17 protein-coding genes and 1 pseudogene are annotated in these 20,536 nt (G+C 71.3%); 9 read left to right on the forward strand and 9 right to left on the reverse strand.

Annotation, left to right across the window (positions count from 1 at the left end; translation table 11 throughout):
* Positions 1-93: 93 nt before the first annotated feature.
* Positions 94-2,442 (reverse strand): MMPL family transporter, encoded by a 2,349-nt coding sequence (locus ACFXKZ_RS44070; RefSeq protein WP_380011061.1) that lies wholly within the window; start codon positions 2,440-2,442, stop codon positions 94-96.
* Between the two features lie 440 nt (positions 2,443-2,882).
* Here ACFXKZ_RS44070 and ACFXKZ_RS44075 point away from each other — a divergent pair, with 440 nt between their 5' ends.
* Complete coding sequence (locus ACFXKZ_RS44075; protein ID WP_126641373.1) at positions 2,883-3,176, forward strand: hypothetical protein; 294 nt, start codon at positions 2,883-2,885, stop codon at positions 3,174-3,176.
* Between the two features lie 291 nt (positions 3,177-3,467).
* On the opposite strand, the gene fabI is transcribed toward ACFXKZ_RS44075, so the two are convergent.
* Positions 3,468-4,247, reverse strand: coding sequence for an enoyl-ACP reductase FabI (gene fabI / locus ACFXKZ_RS44080; RefSeq protein ID WP_380011066.1), 780 nt, complete (start codon positions 4,245-4,247; stop codon positions 3,468-3,470).
* A gap of 4 nt (positions 4,248-4,251) precedes the next feature.
* Entirely contained in the window at positions 4,252-4,956 is a 705-nt protein-coding gene (fabG, locus tag ACFXKZ_RS44085) for a 3-oxoacyl-[acyl-carrier-protein] reductase (protein WP_380011068.1), read from the reverse strand.
* Between the two features lie 418 nt (positions 4,957-5,374).
* On the opposite strand from fabG, the gene ACFXKZ_RS44090 reads away from it, so the two are divergent.
* From ACFXKZ_RS44090 to ACFXKZ_RS44110, 5 genes and pseudogenes are all read left to right on the forward strand, one after another.
* On the forward strand, positions 5,375-6,898 hold the full coding sequence (locus ACFXKZ_RS44090; protein ID WP_380011070.1) for a TldD/PmbA family protein: 1,524 nt from the start codon (positions 5,375-5,377) through the stop codon (positions 6,896-6,898).
* A complete protein-coding gene (locus tag ACFXKZ_RS44095) occupies positions 6,895-8,304 on the forward strand; it encodes a metallopeptidase TldD-related protein (RefSeq protein ID WP_380011072.1) in 1,410 nt (469 codons plus the stop codon). The genes ACFXKZ_RS44090 and ACFXKZ_RS44095 overlap by 4 nt, the downstream gene beginning before the upstream one ends.
* 538 nt (positions 8,305-8,842) lie before the next feature.
* Complete coding sequence (locus tag ACFXKZ_RS44100; protein ID WP_380011074.1) at positions 8,843-9,382, forward strand: RNA 2'-phosphotransferase; 540 nt, start codon at positions 8,843-8,845, stop codon at positions 9,380-9,382.
* 136 nt (positions 9,383-9,518) lie between these two features.
* A pseudogene (locus ACFXKZ_RS44105) lies at positions 9,519-9,824 on the forward strand (DUF3099 domain-containing protein); the annotation flags it as partial.
* A gap of 519 nt (positions 9,825-10,343) precedes the next feature.
* Positions 10,344-10,601: a hypothetical protein gene (locus ACFXKZ_RS44110; protein WP_380011076.1), complete on the forward strand. Its 258-nt coding sequence runs from the start codon at positions 10,344-10,346 to the stop codon at positions 10,599-10,601.
* A 45-nt stretch (positions 10,602-10,646) separates the two neighbouring features.
* Here ACFXKZ_RS44110 and moaA read toward each other — a convergent pair whose 3' ends face one another.
* Positions 10,647-11,654 (reverse strand): GTP 3',8-cyclase MoaA, encoded by a 1,008-nt coding sequence (gene moaA, locus ACFXKZ_RS44115; RefSeq protein WP_380011078.1) that lies wholly within the window; start codon positions 11,652-11,654, stop codon positions 10,647-10,649.
* 187 nt (positions 11,655-11,841) lie between these two features.
* Here moaA and ACFXKZ_RS44120 point away from each other — a divergent pair, with 187 nt between their 5' ends.
* Positions 11,842-12,816 carry a D-alanyl-D-alanine carboxypeptidase family protein gene (locus tag ACFXKZ_RS44120; protein WP_380011080.1) on the forward strand — a complete coding sequence of 325 codons (975 nt, stop codon included), beginning with the start codon at positions 11,842-11,844 and terminating at the stop codon, positions 12,814-12,816.
* Positions 12,817-12,890: 74 nt separating this feature from the next.
* Here the strand turns inward: ACFXKZ_RS44120 and ACFXKZ_RS44125 are convergent, their stop codons facing one another.
* The 5 genes from ACFXKZ_RS44125 to ACFXKZ_RS44145 all read right to left on the reverse strand — a co-directional run bounded on the left by ACFXKZ_RS44125 (position 12,891) and on the right by ACFXKZ_RS44145 (position 18,078).
* The gene (locus tag ACFXKZ_RS44125) at positions 12,891-13,649 is read right to left on the reverse strand and encodes a GntR family transcriptional regulator (protein ID WP_380011083.1); all 759 of its coding nucleotides are present in this window, start codon (positions 13,647-13,649) and stop codon (positions 12,891-12,893) included.
* Between the two features lie 523 nt (positions 13,650-14,172).
* Positions 14,173-14,853, reverse strand: coding sequence for an ABC transporter ATP-binding protein (locus ACFXKZ_RS44130; RefSeq protein WP_380011086.1), 681 nt, complete (start codon positions 14,851-14,853; stop codon positions 14,173-14,175).
* Positions 14,853-15,593 (reverse strand): ABC transporter ATP-binding protein, encoded by a 741-nt coding sequence (locus tag ACFXKZ_RS44135; protein WP_380011089.1) that lies wholly within the window; start codon positions 15,591-15,593, stop codon positions 14,853-14,855. The genes ACFXKZ_RS44130 and ACFXKZ_RS44135 overlap by 1 nt, the downstream gene beginning before the upstream one ends.
* The gene (locus tag ACFXKZ_RS44140; RefSeq protein ID WP_380011092.1) at positions 15,590-17,512 is read right to left on the reverse strand and encodes an ABC transporter permease; all 1,923 of its coding nucleotides are present in this window, start codon (positions 17,510-17,512) and stop codon (positions 15,590-15,592) included. The genes ACFXKZ_RS44135 and ACFXKZ_RS44140 overlap by 4 nt, the downstream gene beginning before the upstream one ends.
* 5 nt (positions 17,513-17,517) lie before the next feature.
* Positions 17,518-18,078 (reverse strand): hypothetical protein, encoded by a 561-nt coding sequence (locus ACFXKZ_RS44145; RefSeq protein WP_380011095.1) that lies wholly within the window; start codon positions 18,076-18,078, stop codon positions 17,518-17,520.
* Between the two features lie 302 nt (positions 18,079-18,380).
* Here ACFXKZ_RS44145 and ACFXKZ_RS44150 point away from each other — a divergent pair, with 302 nt between their 5' ends.
* A complete protein-coding gene (locus tag ACFXKZ_RS44150) occupies positions 18,381-19,037 on the forward strand; it encodes a hypothetical protein (RefSeq protein ID WP_380011098.1) in 657 nt (218 codons plus the stop codon).
* Between the two features lie 56 nt (positions 19,038-19,093).
* Positions 19,094-20,479, forward strand: a complete 1,386-nt coding sequence (locus ACFXKZ_RS44155; protein ID WP_380011101.1) for an ABC transporter substrate-binding protein — start codon at positions 19,094-19,096, stop codon at positions 20,477-20,479.
* Positions 20,480-20,536: the final 57 nt, after the last annotated feature.

Here is a 20,536-nt window from a genome sequence, read left to right on the forward strand (position 1 = left end):
GACCGAGTATCCGGTCCCGACCCGTGCTTTCGGCGGAGGTGGCGGGTGGTCGGGTCACCGCCGGCGTGGTGCCGGTGGTGACCCGACCTTCGATCAGCCGGCCGGCGGGCGGGGGATCCGCCGCGAGGAGGACACGTTCTCGTCGTATCCGGTCCCCGGGTACGCCGGCTCGTAGCCGGGCGCCTGGTAACCGTTCGCCCCGGCGTAGGCCGGAGCCGGCTCGGCGGCCGGGGCCGGCACGTCGACCGCCTCGTCGCCGTGGTCCATCTGCGGCAGCCAGTTCAGCCAGCGCGGCAGGTACCAGTTGTGGTCGCCGAGCAGGCTCATCACGGCCGGCAGCAGCAGACCGCGGATGATCGTGGCGTCGAGCAGGACCGCGACCGCCAGGCCGACACCGAACTGCTTCATCGACTGCATCGACAGGGTGCCGAAGACCGCGAACACCGCGACCATGATCGTCGCCGCGCTGGTCACCACACCGGCGGTGGTGCGGATCCCGTGCGACACGGCCTCCTTGGTGTTCATGCCCTTGTCGTAGGCCTCACGGATCCGGGAGACCACGAACACGTGGTAGTCCATCGACAGGCCGAACAGGATCACGAACAGGAACATCGGGATCCAGGAGACGACCGCCCCCGGTGCGTCGGTGCCGACCAGGAAGTCGCCGTAGCCGTGCTGGAAGACCAGCGTCATCACACCGTACGCGGCGCCCACCGACAGCAGGTTGAGCACGATCGCGGTGGCCGCGATGGCGATCGAGCGGAACGACACCAGCATGAGCAGGAACGCGAAGCCGAGCACGAAGGCGAAGATCGGCAGGCGGGCCGCGCCGAGCTTGTCGTTGAAGTCCTTGTTGCCCGCGGTGTTGCCGGTGACCGGGGCGTCCTGGATGCCGTCGACCTTGTCCAGGGTCTCCGGGACGACCTTGTCCCGCAGTGTGGCCAGGGCGTCGTTGCTGGTCTTGTCGAGCCCGCCGCCGGCGAGCGGTACGGAGATCTTGAAGATGTTGGTGGTGCCCTGGCGCTCGACCTCGATCGGCTCGTGCATCTTGCCGGTGGCGATCGCGGCGCGGCGGAAGTTCTCGAAGGCCGCGGGGAGCTTCGGGTCGTCGGGGTTCTTGGTCTTGACCACGACCTGGGCGGGCGCCGGGCCGCCGGGGAAGGCCTTCTCGATGTGCTGGTAGGTCTGCACGATGGACAGGTCGGTGGGCAGTTCCTTGTCGAGCGGCAGCTGGGCGGTCTTCATGCCCACCACCGGGATGGTCAGCGCGATCAGCAGACCGCCGGCCAGCACCGCGGTGGCCCGGGGACGGGTGAGCACCACGCCCAGGATCTTGCCCCAGGCCTTGCTGCCGCCGGTGGGGCGACGCATCTTGGCCAGCCCGGGGATCTTGCCGAAGTCCACCTTGTCGCCGAGCATCGACAGCAGCGCGGGCAGCACGGTGAGCGAACCGAGCACCGCGGTGAGCACGACGAGGATGGTCGCGGAGGCCATCGACTCGAACTCGCTCAGACCGGAGAGCAACATGCCGGCCATCGCGACGATCACGGTGATGCCGGAGATGAGCACCGACCGGCCGGAGGTGGCGGCGGCGATCCGCAGCGCGGTCTCGGGGTCGCGGCCCTTGGCCCGCTCCTCCCGCTCCCGGCGCAGGTAGAACATGCAGTAGTCGACACCGACGGCCAGACCGATCAGCAACATCACCGACTGCGCGTTGTCGCCCACCGGCATCAGGTGGCTGCTCAGCGCGAGCAGGCCGCCCGCGGCGATGAACGCGGTGAGTGCGAGGGCCACCGGCAGCAGGGCGGCGACCACGGCGCCGAACGCGACGAGCAGGATGCCGAGCGCGAGCGGGACGGCGGTCCATTCGGCGCGGGTGAAGTCCTTGGCGATGGTGTCCTTGAACCACTTGTCGCCGCTGGCGTCACCGAACTGCTCGATGACCACGTCCGAGTGCGCGCCGCGGGCCGCGGCCACCGCGTCCAGGACCGGCTGGATGTTGTCGACGGCCTTCTCGCTGTCCCCGGCCATGTCGAACTGGATCAGCGCCGAGTGCTTGTCGGAGGAGATGCCGCCCTGTCCGGCGTACGGAGAGCGCAGGTGCTGGGTGGCGGGGCCCTTGTCCTTGATCTGCGTGGCGTTGACGCGGTTGATCACGTCGTCCACGGCGGCGCGGAACTTCGGGTCCTGCGCGACGAGCTTGTCGCTGCGCACCAGGACCATCTCGCCGGCGGGCTCACTGATGCCCGCGTCGTCGATGATGCGTGCCGCGCGACCCGACTCCCCCACGCCGCGCTCGGCCTTGGTGATCTTGTCCGTCCCGCTCATACCGCCGATCACCACGGCGAGGACCACGAACAGCAGCCACCCGAATACCGCCGTTTTCCGATGCTGTGCACTCCAGCCACCGATCGAGGCGGCCAAATTGCGCCTGGATGCCATGGTCCCCGCTCCTATGTTCTCCGCTGCCGAAGGTTTTCCTCGACACGGGAAACGCTATTGGCGGGCGACCGGGGTCCACATCCTGCGGACCGGTGTCTTGGCCCGGGGGGCAGACACACCTGCGTAGTAGGGCTGGCCCCACCCCTGAGAAGGAGGGCCACGGTGATCACTCGGGGCATACCGGGATACGTGTAAGGGGAACGTTCTCCGAACACCCCTGTGACCTGCGGCGATACCGAAACGATCTTCCGAGGGAGGTGTCACTCGTTTGAGGGATCTACACGTGTGCAACGCCCGGGCGGCCGGCCGGAGTTCCCGGGGCGGGGATTCGAACGCACGGGCCGCCAGCCGGTGGGGTGTACAAGGCGGACGGGCGGCGGGTCGAGCGTCGGGCTCACCCTCCGCCGGCCCGGTGGTTCCGGTCTGCGAAACTCGTCCGCATGGCTGCTACATCCGGCGAATCCTCGAAGGCGCGGTACGAGCGGGCGATGGCGGCCCGCAAGGCCCGCGAGGAGCGCACACACGCGGAGGAAGTCGCGCGCTCCGACGCGCGCAACGAGATCCTGGCCCGCAAGGCCGCCGAGTCCGGCGACGACGGGATCCGGCAGACGGTGTTGGCGCCGCCGGACCCGAACAAGTCCTCCGCCAGACAACTCGGCGGCATCCTGGGCATCATGCTGCTGATCACGGTCCTGATCGGCATCGCGGCAACGATCGCCGCCGCGACCGGTTGAGCGCACTCCTACACCCACTCGCCCGGCCTCGTTCGCGAACGAGGCCGGCGCCCGGGCCGCCGGCCGTACATCGTCGGCGCGCCCACCGGGCCCTGCGATCCGCGACGACACAGCCCGACCCCCCGACCTGGTCGGCCGGGTGATCGGGCTGTGGATCGGCTATACCGTCGAAGCCGCCACCGTCGGCGCGTCAGCGCCCACGACGTGATCGTCGACCGTGATCGACGAGCGGCAGCGAGGAGAGCGGCCGGAGGCCGCCGGGCGGCGCAGCCGCCGCCGCGCGGAGCGCGGCTAGGCGCCGATGGCGTGCAGGCCGCCGTCGACGTGGATGACCTCGCCCGTGGTCTTCGGGAACCAGTCGGACAGCAGCGCGCACACGCCCCGCGCGGCCGGGTCCGAGTCGCGCAGGTCCCAGCCCAGCGGGGCCTTCTCGTTCCAGACGCCCTCGAACTTCTCGAAGCCCGGGATGCTGTTCGCGGCCATCGTCTTGACCGGGCCCGAGGAGATCAGGTTGACCCTGATGTTCTTCTCGCCCAGGTACTTGGCCAGGTAGCGCGAGGTCGACTCGAGCGCGGCCTTGGCCACACCCATCCAGTCGTAACCCGGCCACGCCACCTGCGCGTCGAAGTCGAGGCCGACGACCGAGCCGCCGCGCCCCTCGTTCGCCTCCATGAGCGGCAGGCAGGCCATCGTCAGCGACTTCAGCGAGTACGCCGAGACCTCCACCGCGGTGGCCACGTCGGGCCACTCGGTGTTGAGGAAGTTGCCGCCGAGGGCGTCCTTCGGGCCGAACGCGATCGAGTGCACGACGCCGTCCAGGGCCGGCACGTGCGCGCGCACGTTGTCCGCGAGCGCCGCGAGGTGTTCGGCGTTCGTCACGTCCAGCTCGATCACCGGGGCCGGCTTCGGCAGCCGGTTCGCGATGCGGTTGACCAGCGAGAGCCGGCCGAATCCGGTCAGTACGACCTCGGCACCCTCCTCCTGGGCCCGCTTGGCGACGTGGAAGCCGAGAGAGGCGTCGGTGATGACGCCGGTGACGAGAATGCGCTTGCCCGCAAGCAGGTCGCCCATGAGTTCAGTGCCCCATTCCAAGTCCGCCGTCCACAGGGATGACGGCTCCGGTGATGTACGACGCGGCGTCGGAGGTGAGGAACCTGACCACGCCGGCCACCTCGTCCACGTCGGCGTAGCGCGCCAGCGGGATCTCCTTGAGGATCTGCGCCTTGCGCTCCTCGCCCAGCACCTCGGTCATCGCGGTGTCCACGAAGCCCGGCGCCACCACGTTCGTGGTGATGTTGCGCGAGCCCAGCTCGCGGGCGATCGAACGGGCGAAGCCGACCAGGCCGGCCTTGGAGGCCGCGTAGTTGGCCTGCCCCGCCGAGCCGGACAGCCCGACCACCGACGAGATCAGCACGATGCGTCCCTTGCGGGCCCGCAACATGCCCTTGCTCGCCCGCTTGACCACGCGGAACGTGCCGGTGAGGTTGGTGTCGACGACGCTGGTGAAATCCTCCTCGCTCATCCGGAGCAGGAGTGTGTCCCGGGTGATGCCGGCGTTGGCGATCAGCACCTCGACCGGGCCGTGCGCGGCCTCGACCTCCTTGAACGCCTGCTCGACCTGCTCGCCGTCGGTGATGTCGCACCGCACGCCGAGCAGCCCCTCCGGGGGCTCGCCGGAGCGATACGTGATCGCGACCTTGTCGCCGTCGGCGGCGAAGGCCCGGGCGATGGCCAGGCCGATGCCCCGGTTTCCTCCCGTGACCAGTACGGACCGGCTCAACGGATCACTCCTCTGTTCTGGGATGTTCCGGGGTATCCCCGAATATCGCCGACTGTTCCTCGACCGTCCTCGGCCGTGCTCACGCACGTCCCGGGTGGCGCCCGGGCAGACCTCGACTCGCGTCACGATGACGCTATCGGGCTACCCCGGGGTAACGGGAATCCGGTCCGGCACAGCGTCCCCGGACGGTTCGTTGTGGGAACCCGACAAGACCGACGGAAAACGGAACGATCCCCTCCACCGCTCGGGCACCGACGGAATCCGGCCGGCCTGCCTCCGGCATGTTTCGTTCCGGTTGCCCCGGCGCAAGACCCGTCCGAGCACACGACCGGTCCTTCCGGGAGACCGGAATGCCGGCGACGGCGTGTCTGGTTGACTGAACGACGCGAGCCGACAGGCCGAACGTATGGAGGAATGGGTGCCCAACGAGATCGATCCGACGTTCCTCGCCTATCCCCTTCGGGAGTTGGCCGCCGCGGCCCTGTCCCGAGCCGGGGAACTGGGCGCCGAACACGCGGACTTCCGCTTCGAGCGCGTACGAGACGCGTCCTTCCGGCTGCGCGACGGACGCACCGACTCGTCCGTGGACACCACCGATGTGGGCTTCGCGGTCCGGGTCGTGCACGAGGGGGCGTGGGGCTTCGCGGCGGGGGTGGATCTGACCCCCGAGGCGGCGGCGTACGTCGCCGAGCAGGCGGTCGCGGTCGCGCGCGTGTCCCGCTCGGTGAGCGAGGCGGCCGGCGCGGGCGAGATAGTGGCGCTGGCGGAGGAGCCGGTACACGCCGACGAGACCTGGATCTCGGCGTACCGAATCAACCCGTTCGACGTGCCCGAGGCCGAGCGGATCGGCCTGTTGGCGAGGTGGAGCCGCGAACTGCTCGCCGCCGACGGCGTGGACCACGTGGATGCCACGTGCATGGTGGTCCAGGAGAACAAGTTCTACGCCGACTCGGCCGGCACCACGACCACGCAGCAGCGGGTGCGGATACACCCCCAACTGACCGTGATCGCGGTGGACCGCGAGTCGGGCGCCTACGAGACGATGCGCACCATCGCGCCGCCGGTCGGTCGGGGCTGGGAGTACGTCAAGGGCGTGGGCTGGGACTGGGACGAGGAGCTGGCGTCGCTGCCGGGGCTGCTCGCCGAGCGGGTCAAGGCGCCGAGCGTCGAGGCCGGCGAGTACGACCTGGTGATCGACCCGAGCAACCTGTGGCTGACCATCCACGAGTCGATCGGGCACGCCACCGAGCTGGACCGCGCGCTCGGCTACGAGGCCGCCTACGCGGGCACCTCGTTCGCCACGTTCGACCAGCTGAACAAGCTCAAGTACGGCTCGCCGGTGATGCACGTCACCGGCGACCGCACCGTGCAACACGGCCTGGCCACCATCGGCTTCGACGACGAGGGCGTGGCGACGCAGAGCTGGGACCTGGTCACCGACGGCGTGCTGACCGGCTATCAGCTGGACCGGCGGATGGCGCTGATGCAGGGCCTGGGCCGGTCCAACGGCTGTGCCTTCGCGGACTCCCCCGGGCACGTCCCGGTGCAGCGCATGGCCAACGTCTCGCTGCAGCCGGGCGCGGACGACCTGTCCACCGCCGAGCTGATCGGCCGGGTGCACCGCGGCCTGTACATCGTCGGCGACAAGTCGTGGTCGATCGACATGCAGCGGTACAACTTCCAGTTCACCGGCCAGCGGGCCTACCTGATCGAGGACGGCCGGATCGTCGGGCAGGTCAAGGACTTCGCCTACCAGGCCACCACGACCGACTTCTGGGGCTCGATGGAGGCGGTCGGCGGTCCCGGTACCTACGTTCTCGGCGGCGCCTTCAACTGCGGCAAGGCGCAGCCCGGGCAGGTCGCGGCGGTCAGCCACGGGTGTCCGTCGGCGCTGTTCCGCGGCGTGAAGGTCCTCAACACGGTTCAGGAGGCGGGTCGATGAGCGGCGGGCAGACCGTGGTGACGCGGCCGGACGAGACGGTCGAGCGGGCGCTGGCGCTGTCGAAGGCGGACGGCTGCGTGGTGATCGCCGAGGAGACGTCGGCGGCGAACCTGCGCTGGGCGGGCAACGCGCTGACCACCAACGGCGAAACGCGGGGCCGGCGGGTGACCGTGGTGGCCACGGTCGCGGGCACCGAGGGCACCGCGTCCGGGACGGTCTCGCGCAGCGGCGTGACGGTGGATCGGCTGGAGGACCTGGTACGGGCCGCGGAGGCGGCGGCCCGCGAGGCCGGTCCGGCCGAGGACGCGCGACCGCTCCTGGGGGCCTCGGGCGGCCCGGACGACGGCTTCACCGAGGCGCCGGCGCAGACCTCCATCGGCGTGTTCGCGGCCTTCGCGCCGGAGCTGGGCGCCGCGTTCGGGCGGGCCCGGGAGGCGGACCGGCTGCTGTACGGGTTCGCCTCGCACCAGCTGACCTCCAGCTACGTGGGCACCTCCGCCGGGCTGCGGCGCCGGCACGACCAGCCCACCGGGCACGTCGAGTTGAACGCCAAGTCGGGCGACCTGACCCGCTCCGCGTGGGGCGGCGCGCCGACCCGCGACTTCCGGGACGTGGACCTGGCGGCGCTGGACGCGGACCTCGCCGAGCGGCTGTCCTGGGCGACCCGCACGATCGACCTGCCGGCGGGCCGCTACGAGACCCTGCTGCCGCCGTCGGCGGTCGCGGACCTGATGGTCTACATGTACTGGCAGGGCGGCGCCCGGGACGCGCACGAGGGCCGTACGGTCTTCAGCAGGCCGGGCGGCGGCACGCGGGTCGGCGACCGGCTCACCGAGCTGCCGCTGACCCTGTTCAGCGACCCGAACCACCCGGGCCTGGAGAGCGCGCCGTTCACCATCGCGCACGCGTCGAGCGACACGGCGTCGGTGTTCGACAACGGGCTGCCGCTGGAGCGCACGAACTGGGTCACCGACGGCGTGCTCACGGCGCTGGGGACCAATCGGCACACCGCCGAGCTGACGGGGCTCGCGGTCGCGCCGGAGATCGACAACCTGATCCTGGACGCGCCGGCCGGCGGGCGGACGTTGGCGGAGATGGTCGCGTCGACCGAGCGCGGGCTGCTGCTGACGTGCCTCTGGTATATCCGCGAGGTGGATCCGCAGACGCTGCTGCTCACGGGGTTGACCCGGGACGGGGTGTACCTGGTGGAGGGTGGCGAGGTGGTCGGGGCGGTGAACAACTTCCGGTTCAACGAGTCGCCGGTGGACGTGTTGGGGCGGGCCGTCGAGGCGGGGCGGACCGAGCGTACGTATCCGCGCGAGTGGGGTGACTGGTTCACGCGGGCGGCGATGCCGGCGCTGCGGGTGCGGGACTTCAACATGTCGTCGCCGAGTCGGGCGCAGTAGCGGTTGGGGAGCGGGCCGGCCTGTCCTCAAGCGCCGGACGGCTGAGGGGTTTCGGCACCGCCTGGCGCCGGAGGCTGCCGTTTGCCGGTGGCCTCCGGCCCGGTGTCCTCAAACGCCGGACGGGCTGGATATTCGGCTCGGATCACGGAGACGGTTGCGGGTCGCTGCCGCGCCGGACGGGCGGAAGTCCGGCTCGGGTTACGGAGACGGTCGCGGGTCGCTGCCGCGCCGGACGGGCAGAAGTTCGGCTCGGATCACGGAAACGGTCGCGGGTCGCTGCCGCGCCGGACGGGCGGAAGTTCGGCTCGGGTTACGGAGGCGGGTCGCTGCCGCGTTGGGCGGGCTGGATCTTGGGCTCGGGTTGTGGAGGCGGTGGCGGGTCGCCGGCGCGTTGGGCGGGCGGGTGTTCGGCTCGGGCCCGGAGATGGCTGTGGTTTTCTCGGACGTCGGGTGGGCTTTATGGGCTCGCCCGGCGTTGGCCTGACCGGGAAAAGCCGGTGTGCTCGGGTGGGGCTTCGTGGTTTTGTTGGGGTTCATCATGAACATCGTCAAGATTTCGAAGTATCTCTCCCGGCATCTGCGGCATCAGCCCGAGCGGCTCGGGATCGTCCTGGACGAGGCCGGGTGGGTCGAGGTGGATGTGTTGCTCGCGGCCTGTGCCGCGCGCGGGGTGGGGTTGTCGCGCGCGCAGCTCGAACGGGTGGTCGCGGAGAACGACAAGCGGCGGTTCGCGTTCTCGGCGGACGGGACCCGGATCCGGGCCAATCAGGGGCACACCGTCGCGGTGGACCTGGGGCTGGTCGAGGCGGTGCCGCCCGCCGTGCTCTTCCACGGGACGAGCCCCCGGAGTGTGGCCGCGATCCTGGTCGAGGGGCTGCGGCCGATGGATCGGCACGACGTGCACCTGTCCGTCGACGTGGAGACGGCGCGCCGGGTGGGCGCGCGGCGCGGTCGGCCGGTGGTGTTTGCGGTGCGGGCCGAGCGCATGGTCGCCGACGGGCATGTGTTCCGCTGCTCGGACAACGGCGTCTGGCTGGTCCCGGCGGTGCCGCCGCAGTATCTGGACCGGCGCGACTGACCGGCCCGGCGCATCCCCCACTCGGGTCAGCTCCGCATCCCCCACTCGGGTCAGCTCGCGGCAAAGCTCCCGCCCCCGCTCTCGGTGTGGGGCACACGCGGGCGTACCGTGAAGATGCGGACGAGTGTGTGGTCACATGGGCGGAGACGGTGGGACCGTGAAAAACACCAAGGGCGCGGTGTTCCAGATCAGTGGTGCGCGCAAGGGGCTGACCGAGGACGTGGCCGGGCGCCAACGTCGGTATGTCATCTCGATGTCGATCCGCACCGTGTGCTTCGTGGCGGCGGTGTTCACCCCGTCGCCGTGGCGGTGGATATTGGTCGCCGGCGCGCTGTTCCTGCCCTACATCGCGGTGGTGCTGGCCAACGCGGGTCGCGAGCCCACCTCGAACGCGCCGGTGCAGGCGCAGTTCGTACCCCCGCTGCCGCCCAAGGCGCTGGAGCCGCCGCCCGGCGCGGTCCTCACCAGCGCCGAGCGGGAGACGTTGCACACACACTCCGAGGACTCGTGGACGACGACCGTCGGGACCCCACCGGCGGCCGGCGCGGAACCGACCGACCTTTTGTCGCACACGAATTCGGATACACACGGTGACCCCGAGGCTGCCGATCGGGGCCACATCGGTGACCCGAAGGGTGCCCCTTCGCACAGCGTCAAAAATTAGCGGCAAGCGCTACGCGGGTTGGTGCTTCAACCGCCGGCCGGACGTGCCATACTTCGAAACGTGCTCCGTATCCCCCGTCGGAGCGACCGACGCGATGCCGGGCGGCTCCCCCCGTGGCTGCCCGGCATCGCCCGTGTCCGGGGTCTTTCGCCGGTCCGCAGGTGGATCCGCACGGCGATACCGCACCAGCCCGTTGCTTACTGAGAGCAGCGCTCCGGTTGGTGCCTGACACAGGGTCAGCTCCTGGTGACAAGCACCGATGCGGGGTGAACGGCCTCGTCTGCGACACTGGTGGGCATGTTTCCCACCCCCGCCGATCCCGGTCGACCGATCTGTTCGGCGAAGGGTTGCCGCGCCGACGCCCGGTGGGTTCTGGCTTGGAACAACCCCAAGCTGCACACCCCGGAACGGCGCAAAACGTGGCTCGCGTGCGACGAGCACCGTGAGCATTTGGCCGAGTTTCTGGGGATTCGCGGATTCCTCAAGGACACGGTGGCGTTCGCCGACTGGCACGAGCCGGAGCCCCCGGGCGGATCGGCCCACGAACGGTCCTGAGAGGCATCGCGCGAGCGCGCGTCGGCGTGCGACGACGCCGGTGGGTCAGCCGCCGATCGCCGACATCGGTCGGTCGGGCTGGAGGAACTCCGGGTCGTCGATGCCGGCGCCGGCCTTCTTCGTCCACATCGCGGCGCGCCAGCGGTCGGCGATCTCCGCGTCGTCCGCGCCGCCGCGCAAGGCCGCGCGCAAATCGGACTCCTCGCGCGCGAACAGGCAATTGCGGATCTGCCCGTCGGCGGTCAGCCGGGTCCGGTCGCACGCCTCGCAGAACGGGCGGGTGACCGAGCCGATCACGCCCACCGTGCCCGGGCCGCCGTCCACGAGCCAGCGCTCGGCGGGGTCACTGCCGCGCCCGGACTCGGGGTCGAGCCGGAACGCCCCGCGCAGCGCGGTCAGGATCTCCCCGGCGGTGATCATCTCCGAGCGCTGCCAGCCGTGCTGCGCGTCCAGCGGCATCTGCTCGATGAAGCGCAGCTCGTAGCCGCGCTCCAGACACCACGCGAGCAGCGCGGCGGCCTCGTCGTCGTTCACTCCGCGCATCAGCACGGTGTTGACCTTGACCGGACCGAGCCCGGCGTCCACTGCGGCGGCCAGCCCGGCCACCACGTCGGCGTGCCGGTCGCGGCGGGTCATCGCCTTGAATCGGGCCGGGTCGAGGGTGTCCAGCGAGACGTTGACCCGGTCCAGGCCGACCTCGCGCAGCGTGGGCGCCAGGCGGGCCAGGCCGATCCCGTTCGTGGTGACGGACAACTTCGGGCGCGGCTCCAGGGCGGCGGCCTCGCGGACGATGTCGACCAGCTCGCGGCGCAGCAGCGGCTCGCCGCCGGTGAAGCGGACCTCGCGCACACCGAGCATGGTCACCGCGATCCGTACCAGGCGGGAGATCTCCTCGCCGGTCAGCAGCTCGGGTTTGGCCAGCCAGTCCAGCCCCTCTTCGGGCATGCAGTACGTGCACCGCAGGTTGCAGCGGTCGGTCAGCGACACCCGCAGATCGGTCGCGATGCGACCGAAACCGTCGACGAGTCCTCCGGTGCGGTGGTGCGTGCTCACCTTCGACCCCTTTCTCCTTGCGGCAAGCTTCCCAGGTTACGCGGGTCGCTTCGACCGGTCCCCAGGCTACGAGCCGGACGCCGGAACGGTTGCAGTGGTGTATCCCACACAGGTCGGGACAACCGTGGCTCGCTCGGCGCGCGTGATCCGCGAGAGGATCCAGGCTCACTACGAGGAGGCTTCACCAGTGAGACACGCAGCGGGCAGCGGAGAACCACAGCCCGACGAAGGGGGCACACCCGACGGAGCGCACTTCCTGGACACCTCGTGGGAACAGCACAGTTCGGGCTCGGGGCACGCGGCCGGTCCACCCGGATCGCAGCCGCCCGGCGGCCCCGGCATACCCGGTACGCCGGGCAGGTTCGACGCGGAGACCACGCCGGTTCCGGCCGACTGGTACACGCGTGAGCAGCCGCCCGTCGGCTCGGCCGCGCCCGTCGCCGAGCCTCCCCGACCGGCCCCCGCGGACGAACCGGAGCCGGCACGGCGCCGGCGCGGCAAGCTGGTGGCCTGGAGCCTGGCGGGCGCGCTCATCCTCGGCGGGGCCGGGGTCGGCGCGGTGTTGTTCCTCGGCGGTGGCGACGACGACAAGAAGGACCGGGCCGACTCGGTGGGCGCGCAGGTGACGCCGAACCCCGAACAGGCCCCGAACACCCAGACGGCCCCCACGAACGCCCCCTCCTCCGGCTCCCCGTCGAGCAAGTCGGCGACGACCAAGCCGCCGAAATCGTCCGCGTCGAGCACCGCCAAGGCGCCCGCCAACGACAAGGACGCGCCGAAGGACCCGAAGGCGCTCACCCCGGCCGCGTACGCCGCGTGGAAGAAGATCGACCAGGCGATGGCGGCCGAGGGCATCAAGCTGAACCTGAACTCCGGCAAACGCGGCTGGGCACACCAGCAACGGCTCTTGGACGAGAAGATCGCCGAGGTCGGCTCGCGCGAGGCGGCGCTGCACTGGGTGCTGCCGCCGGAGAAGTCGATGCACGTCCAGGGCGTCGCGGTGGACATCTACCCGGCCAACGCCCAGGCCTGGCTCCAGGCCAAGGGCAGCAAGTACGGGTGGTGCCGGATGTACGACAACGAGGAATGGCACTTCGAGTACAACGCGTCATACACCAACGGCTGCCCACCCCGCCTCCCCAGCGCCCTGGACGCCGACTGACCCCACGCCCGACCCCACGCGCGCGGAAGCCGGCCGGCTTCCGCGCGCGTGGTGTTTCCGCCGCCTCGGGCGTTTCAGGCGTCGAAGTCGTACTCCAGGATGTACGACCCCGCGTCCATCACCATGCCGTTGACCTCGACGACCCGGCGATCGGCGGCAAAGGCGGTACGACACACCAGCACCACCGGCACACCGGCGGCGAGCGCGAGCCGCTCCGCCTCGTCCCTGGTGGGCATCCGGGCCCGGACCTGCTCCCGGAAGCGAACGGGCGCCGCGCCGAGTTCGGCCAGTCGGGCATAGGTGCCGCCGGGCCCGGTATCGGCGCGCGTGATCGCCGACCCGGCGACCAGCTCGGCCGGCAGATACGACGTGGACACCAACACCGGCTTCCCATCGAGCACGAACCGGCGCCGCCGCACCAGGACTGGCGCACCGGGCTCCACACCCAACAACGGCGCGACCGCCTCCGGAACCGGCTCCTCACCCACGCCGAGGTGCTCGACCACGAGCTCCCGATCCTCGCTCTCGTCCGCCCACACGGACAGCCCGGACCCCCACCGCTCCCGCGCCAACCGCTGAATCCCACGCCGCCGAATCGGCCGAAACTCGCGCACGAACACCCCGGCACCCTTACGCGCTTCGACGATGCCCTCACTCTGCAGCACCCCGAGAGCCTGCCGAGCCGTCATCCGAGCAACCCGATGAGTCGCCATCAGATCGTTCTCACCGGGAAGCCGATCACCGGGCCGATACGCACCGGACTCGATCGCCGCCCTGAGCACGTCGGCGATCTGCTGGTATTTGGGCTGCTGAGCGCGGGCTTTGCCGGTCATCGTGGAGTGATTTCCCTTCGTCTTCTCTAGACATCCTAGATACGAATGTGGATCAAGGTCGGTTGACCGTTTCCTGCGTGCCTCAAGCGCCGTCATTGACATCTCTAGAGAGATCGGCTTGTCTAGAGATGTCTGGATCTCCAGAGATGCTGCGGTCGAGACTTCATGCCTGCCGCGGGAGAGGACCTTCGATGGGCAAGTGCTCGGATGAGCGAGGCGGTCCCGAGGACTGTGGACCGAAGGTTGGCGAGGCGGATGAGGCGACCGTGCCGAAGCGGAGGCGCATGTCGATTCGCGTCTACCGGGTCGATGAGGCGGGCACGGTCGAACCACCCTCGGTGAATTACGAGTTCGAGTGCTTTCCGGGCCGGTGGACGCTGACGCCGGCCAAGGCCGCGCACGATTGGCCGCGCTGTACGTGTCCGTGGTGCGCTCGTGAACCCGAGCGGCGGTGAATCCGTATACCCGGCCGCGACCACGCTTGCCGCGCCGGAGCCGTGGTATCGCGCCGAAGGGCGTTGACCTACACGCGGTGGGCGCTGTCCGGGTGGGACTCGTATTCGGTCGGGTCGCCTCCGAAGGTGATCGTGCCTCGGCTGAGGGCGTAGACGACCTCGGCGCGGCGCAGCGCTTCGCCCGTGTGTTGTTCGACCAGGATCACCGTGCGCTCGGCCGTGGCCAGGCCGGCCACCACGTCGTACAGGTGGGCCGCCACTCGGGGGGCCAGGCCCTGGCTGAGTTCGTCCAGGAGCAGGAGCCTGGCGGGGGTGAGTAGGGCCCGGCTCACCGCGAGCATCTGCTGCTCGCCGCCGGAGAGCGTGCCGGCCCGCTGCCTCAGCCGATCGGCCAGTACCGGGAACGCGGTCAGGGCCGGCGCCGTGTCGCGGCCGTCGGCGAACAGGCGCAGGTTGTCCGCCACGCTCAGGCCGGCGAACACCCCGCCCCGCTCCGGGATCAGGGTCAGGCCGGCACGGGCGCGGCGGTCGGCGGGCCAGGCGGTGATGTCCACCCCGTCCCAGGTGATCGTGCCGGCGGTGGGCCGGACCAGTCCGGCCAGCGTGTCGAGGAGCGTGCTGCGGCCCGAGCCGTTGCGGCCGACCAGGGCGGTGAGGGCACCGGCGGGGATGTCCAGGTCCACGCCGTGCAGCGCCTCGACCGGGCCGTGCCGGACCCGAAGTCCGGCGACCGACAGGGTGATCGGCATCAGAGGTACACCTCCCGGGCCCGCGCGTCGCGGCGGATCTCGTCCGGGGTGCCGGCCGCGACGATTCGGCCCGCGGCCATCACGTGCACCGTGTCGGCCACCCCGAACACCAGGTCCATGTCGTGTTCGACCAGCAGGATCGCCAGGCCGTCGGCGGCCAGCGCGCGCAGTTCGCGGCGCAGCCGCTCGGTCTGCGCGTCGTCGAGCCCGCTGGCCGGCTCGTCCAGGAGCAGTACCGACGGGGACGCCGCCAGCGCGCGGGCCAGTTCGACCATCCGCAGTATCCCGGCCGGGAGTTCGCCGGCCGGGGTGTACGCGTGTTCGGTGAGCGCGAGCCGGTCCAAGGCCGCCTCCACCGCGTCCCGGGTCCGTCCTCGGGCGGGATCCGGCAGCCCGAGCAGGCGGGCCGGGGCGGAGGATCCGGACCGGTTCTCCGCGGCCACCCGCAGGTTGTCCACCACCGTCAGACTGGGGAAGACCGACACCGTCTGAAACGTCCGGGCCAGCCCGAGCCGGGCCCTGCGGTGCGCGGGCAGTCGGGTCACGTCGCGCGCGCCCAGGTACACCCGTCCGGCGTCGACCCGGCCACCCGCCAGGCAGTCGAACAGGGTGCTCTTGCCCGCCCCGTTCGGCCCGATCACCGCCGTCACCACCCCCGGCGGCACGGTCAGGTCGACCCCGTCCACGGCCCGCAGCCCGTCGAATCGGCGGACCACTCCCTCGGCCCGCAGCGCGCTCACCCGCCCACCTCCGCCCGGCCCGACCGCACCCGCTCGCGCAGGGTGCGGCCCAGCGGGCTGAGCCGGACCGGCGGGGGCGGCGCGGCGGGCACCGGCGCCGGCCCCGCGGCCAGGCGCAGGAGCGTCGCCGAGACACCGCCCGGCATCCGGGACAGCAGTACCGCCAGGCCGCCGATCACGATCGTGGACATGCCCGCCGTGGTGGCCGCGTCCAGGGCGACCACCAGGCCGGCGGCCAACACCGCGCCCGCAGCGCTGTCCACGCCGAACACCACCACCGCGGCGAACCAGACCAGGCCGAGCACCGGATCGAAGGCCGCCGCGTCGAAGGCTCGCCCACCCATCCCGAGCAGCGCGCCGCCGAGCCCGGCCACACCGGCGCTGACCGCGAAGACGAAGACCTTGGCCGAGGAGACATCCACGCCGGCCGCCGCCGCGCCGCGCTCGTGGTCGCGCACCGCGACCAGCATCCGGCCGAGCTGGCTCACGTGCAGCCGGCGAACCACCAGGAGCACCAGGACGAGGCAGGCCAACTCCAGCGCGTAGAAGGAGCGTTCGCCGTCGAACGGCCACGGGTGGTCGAGTGCGAGGTCGGTGGTGAAGCGCGGCTGGGCGAAGACGAACCGGCTGACCACCGCGGCCACCGCGAACGTGGTCAGCGCCAGGGTCAGCCCGCGCCGCCGGATCGCCGGCCACCCGGTCAGCAGGCCCACCGGCACCACCAGGAGCGCGGCCAGGAACAGCGCGAGCAGGGCCGGGACACCCCGGCCGGTCAGCTGCGCCGCGAACAACGCGCCGAGTCCGGCGAAGCCGGCCTGGCCGAGCGAGATCTGGCCGGCGTATCCGGTGAGCATCACCAGCGACACGAATACGATCGCCATCGCCGGCACCTGCTGCGCGACCCGCAGATGTTCCGCGCCCAGCGCGAGCGGCGCCGCGGCGACCGCGACGAACGGCACCCACCAGCCCACCGGCGCGCTCTCCCCGTGCCCGGTCCCTATCCGGGCCCCGGCCGCGCGTTGCGGGTCGGGGCCGCCGACCTCGACCATGCGGGGCAGTACCAGGAGCGCGACCAGCATCACCACCACGAACAGGTTCGCCTGGAGCGCCTGGATCAGCCCCCACGAGTCGAGTTCGAGCCGGGACAACTCGCTCTGCCCCACCCCGATGGCCAGCGCCGCCAGGATCGCCACCGGCAGACTGGCCAGCCGGGCCACCACCGCGACCCCGATGGTCTCCAGGACGAGCAGGGTCAGTCCGTACGGATCCAGCCGCAGGTGCGGCGCGAGCAACACGCCGGTCAGCCCCGCCAGCATCGACCCGAAGGCCCACCCGGCCGCGGCGACGCGGTCGGCCGGCACCCCGGACAACTCGGCCAGCGCCCGCCGGTCCACCACCGCGCGCAGCCGCACCCCGAAGCGGGTGAACCGGGTGACGACGGCGACCAGGACGGCGACCGCCGCCACCACGCCCAGTTCGACCAGCGTCCCCTTGGCCACCGACGTGTCGCCCGGCAGGCCGACCGTGCCCGTCGGCACGATCGAGGGTGGGTCGAGCCGGGCCTGCGTACCCCAGGCCAGCGTGGCCACGCCGACCAGGAGCACGAACACGCCCAGCGAGGCGACCAGCATCCGGGCCGGACCGGCCCCCTCGCGGTGCAGCCCGCGAAAGACGAAGCGCTCCAGGACCAGGCCGAGCACCGGCGCCACCACGCCCACGTCGAGCAGCACCGCCGCCCACAGCGGCCAGCCCCACACGCGCACCTGCTGCCAGACGAGGTAGGCCACGATCATCGCGAGCGCGCCGAAGGACAGGTTGAACACGCCGGTGGCCCGGTAGGTGGTGATCATCCCGACCGCCGCGAGCGCCGCGATCGCGCCCACGCCCAGGCCGGCGAGCGCCAGTTCGACGGTGAGCACGGCGCTCAGCCGTCGGCGCCGGGCGCGCTCGGCCCGTCGGTCCCGACATCGCCCCCGGAGACCCCGCCCGACCGCTCACCGGTCTCCCGGAGGCCGGGCCGCTCATCGGCCACACCGGGATCGCACACCCGGCACGGCCGCAAATCCCGGTCCCGCACCGCCGCCGCGTCCACCGGCGTCACCCCGTTCTTGCCCCGCACCAGCGAGCACCCGCTCCGGTGATAGCGCGCCCCGCCCGGGACCGTCACCCACGCCGCCCCGGCACCCGCCTCGCTCGCCGCCTCGGCCGGCTCAGGCTCGACCAGCAACTCGTACAGCCGGCCCATCATCCGCCGCAACTCCGCGTTCTCGACGCTCGTTCCGGCAGGGGCCTGCGCCGTCCCGCGCCGGGTCCCCACCACGAGTACCGCGCCGGCGACGATCAGCGCGGCGCCCGGAATGGTGGCCGACGCCAGGTAGGGCAGTTGGCGCGCCTCGTACCGTTCACCCGACACGCCGTACCACCCCACCGCGCACAGCAGCGCCCCGCACAACCCGACGAGCCAGCCGCCGTGCGTGCGCGCCAACCGCCGCAAACCCTCGATGGCCGGGGGCGCGGCGGCCGTACGCTGTCTTTCGGCAAGGGGGTTCGCCTTTCCCGTGGAACCTGCCGAGTTCGTCGAACCTGCCATATGGTCCACCCGTCGAATCCGCCCGATTGCGTATCGGTGCCTCAGCGTAGTTCGCCGGGATCTGGTCATACGGCCCGGAACACGATTGGATACCGAGTCGCGCATGGCAACATGACTTGCCGGTAACCCAGGTACTACCTGGCTACATCAACAGCAACAGGACGCCGGGCGACCGGCGGAACGGGTGGTGAACGCACGTGAGCGTGGACTTGATCAACGAGCGGGCCAAGCAGAACGGCACCGGTGTGGGTCGGCGCAAGGGCGCGCGCCGTGCGCTGCTGGCCCTGCCGCTGGTGGCGGTGCTGGTGATGTCCGGGTGTAGCAGCGACGACAAGGACGACAAGAAGGACAGCAAGTCGTCGCAGTCGGCGAGCGCGCCGGCCGCGGGCGGTCAGACGAGCGCCGCGACTCCGCCCTCGACCGCCGCCTCCTCGCCCGCCGCCTCGGGCGGCAGCACCGGCGCCCCCGCGACCGGCGGCAGCGGCTCGACCACGTTGACCGGCGAGGAGAAGAAGGTCGCCGACAACTGGGACAAGCTGTTCGACAACGCCCAGCCGCTCGACGCGCGCAAGGCGGTCCTGGAGGACGCGAACAAGATGGGCGCGCTCGTCGAGACGCTCGCCAACGACCCGCTGGCCAAGTCGGTCACCTCCAAGACCACCGCGGTGAAGATCAACGGGGACACCGCCGACGTCACGTTCGACATCCTGCTCGCCGGCACCCCGGCGCTGCCCGGCCAAAACGGCAAGGCGGTCAAGCAGGACGGCACCTGGAAGGTCAGCCTGGGCACCGTCTGCACGCTGGTCGGCGCGCTCAAGCCGGGCACCGTCGCCCCGGGTTGCCCGACGGCCTGACGCCCCACTCCGCACGGGTGGGTTCCCCGCCGGCCCCGGGTCACCGAGGAGCACGCATGCATCGTCGTATCCACGGACGGCGCATGCCGTGCGCCTCGGTGGCCCTGGTGCTGTCCGGCGTGTTGTGCGCGGTCGCCGCACTGACCGGGTGCGGTTCGCGGCTGCCGGAGCGCGACTTCCGCGAGGAGCGTGGCCCGGCACCCGCGTCCGCCGGCACGGCGCCGAACACCAACACCGCGTCCGACGTGGGCGTCACGCCCACCGAGATCACCGTGGGCATGATCGACACCGTCCAGGGGGTGCTCGGCAACGAGACCTTCTCCGGGCCGATGTACGGCGCCCAGGCCTATTTCAAGGCACTCAACGACCGCGGCGGGGTGAACGGGCGCCGAGTGAAGGTGTCCGCCTGCGACGACAACGGCTACGGCGTGGCCAACCAGCGCTGCGCCCGTCGACTGGTCGAGGACGACAAGGTGTTCGCCTTCGCGGGCAACAGCATCTACAGCTACAACGCCGCCCGGTACGTCAGCGACAAGGGCGTGCCCGACGTCGGCGGGCAGCCGATCGGGACCGCGTACGAGACGTACCCGCACCTGTACTCGATCTACGGATCGCGCGCGCCACGCGACGGCAAGGTGGGCTGGGACGGCCGGCTGTACGCGAGCACCGAGGTCTACCGCTACTTCAAGGAGAAGCTCGGCGCCCGCACCGCCGCCGTGGTGTCGTACAACCAGGCCGACTCCGCGCGCTACGCGCAGACCGTCGCCGACGGACTGCGCGCCGAGGGCTACACGGTCGTCGAAAAGCAGGTCGACTTCGCGCTGCCGAACTTCGCCGCCGCGGTGGTGGACATGCGCAGCAAGGGTGTCGACATCGTCTTCGACGCGGTGGACACGCGCGGCAACGTCGAACTGTGCAAGGCGATGGACGGCAGCGACCTGCGGGTGACCGCCAAGGTGACCAACGTACAGAACTGGAACGCGCGCGTCGGCGAGGACTTCAAGGCGTCCCCGACCTGCCGCAACAGCATCTACGCGACCGGCAACAGCCGCGGCTACACGGACACCGGGCACGCCGCGGTGGCAGAGTTCCGGGCCGCGATGAAGAAGTACTTCCCCGACCGCGAGGACAAGCTCTCCCAGTGGGAACTGGAGGGCTGGGCCTCGGCGATGTGGCTCACCGACGCGATCGCCTCGTGCGGCGCGAAGGTCACCCGGTCCTGCGTCGAGGGCTTCGTCAACCGCCCCGAGGGCTACGACGCGCACGGCCTGCTGATCCCGGTCGACTTCAAGGCCGAACCGGTCGACCGCGTCGCCGCGCCCACCCGCACCTGCTTCGACGTGGCCCGCTGGCAGGACGGTGCCCCGGGCGGCTGGATCGCCCAGGTGCCGGACATGACCACGAACTGCTTCGACGTACCGTCCCTGCCGTACAAACCGTGAGCCGACCTAACACCCTTCGGCGCGATACCACGGCTCCGGCGTGTCGAGCCCGGTCCC

This window comes from Embleya sp. NPDC059237, from assembly GCF_042754105.1.
In the GTDB taxonomy this organism is placed as follows: Bacteria; Actinomycetota; Actinomycetes; order Streptomycetales; family Streptomycetaceae; genus Embleya.

Coding starts and splice junctions, on each gene's coding strand:
- fabI (WP_380011066.1), bottom strand. CDS start 4,247: ATGGGCGACCTGCTTGCGGGCAAGCGCATTCTCGTCACCGGCGTCATC.
- ACFXKZ_RS44125 (WP_380011083.1), bottom strand. CDS start 13,649: ATGACCGGCAAAGCCCGCGCTCAGCAGCCCAAATACCAGCAGATCGCC.
- ACFXKZ_RS44100 (WP_380011074.1), top strand. CDS start 8,843: ATGAACATCGTCAAGATTTCGAAGTATCTCTCCCGGCATCTGCGGCAT.
- ACFXKZ_RS44070 (WP_380011061.1), bottom strand. CDS start 2,442: ATGGCATCCAGGCGCAATTTGGCCGCCTCGATCGGTGGCTGGAGTGCA.
- ACFXKZ_RS44110 (WP_380011076.1), top strand. CDS start 10,344: ATGTTTCCCACCCCCGCCGATCCCGGTCGACCGATCTGTTCGGCGAAG.
- ACFXKZ_RS44095 (WP_380011072.1), top strand. CDS start 6,895: ATGAGCGGCGGGCAGACCGTGGTGACGCGGCCGGACGAGACGGTCGAG.
- ACFXKZ_RS44075 (WP_126641373.1), top strand. CDS start 2,883: ATGGCTGCTACATCCGGCGAATCCTCGAAGGCGCGGTACGAGCGGGCG.
- ACFXKZ_RS44130 (WP_380011086.1), bottom strand. CDS start 14,853: ATGCCGATCACCCTGTCGGTCGCCGGACTTCGGGTCCGGCACGGCCCG.
- ACFXKZ_RS44155 (WP_380011101.1), top strand. CDS start 19,094: ATGCATCGTCGTATCCACGGACGGCGCATGCCGTGCGCCTCGGTGGCC.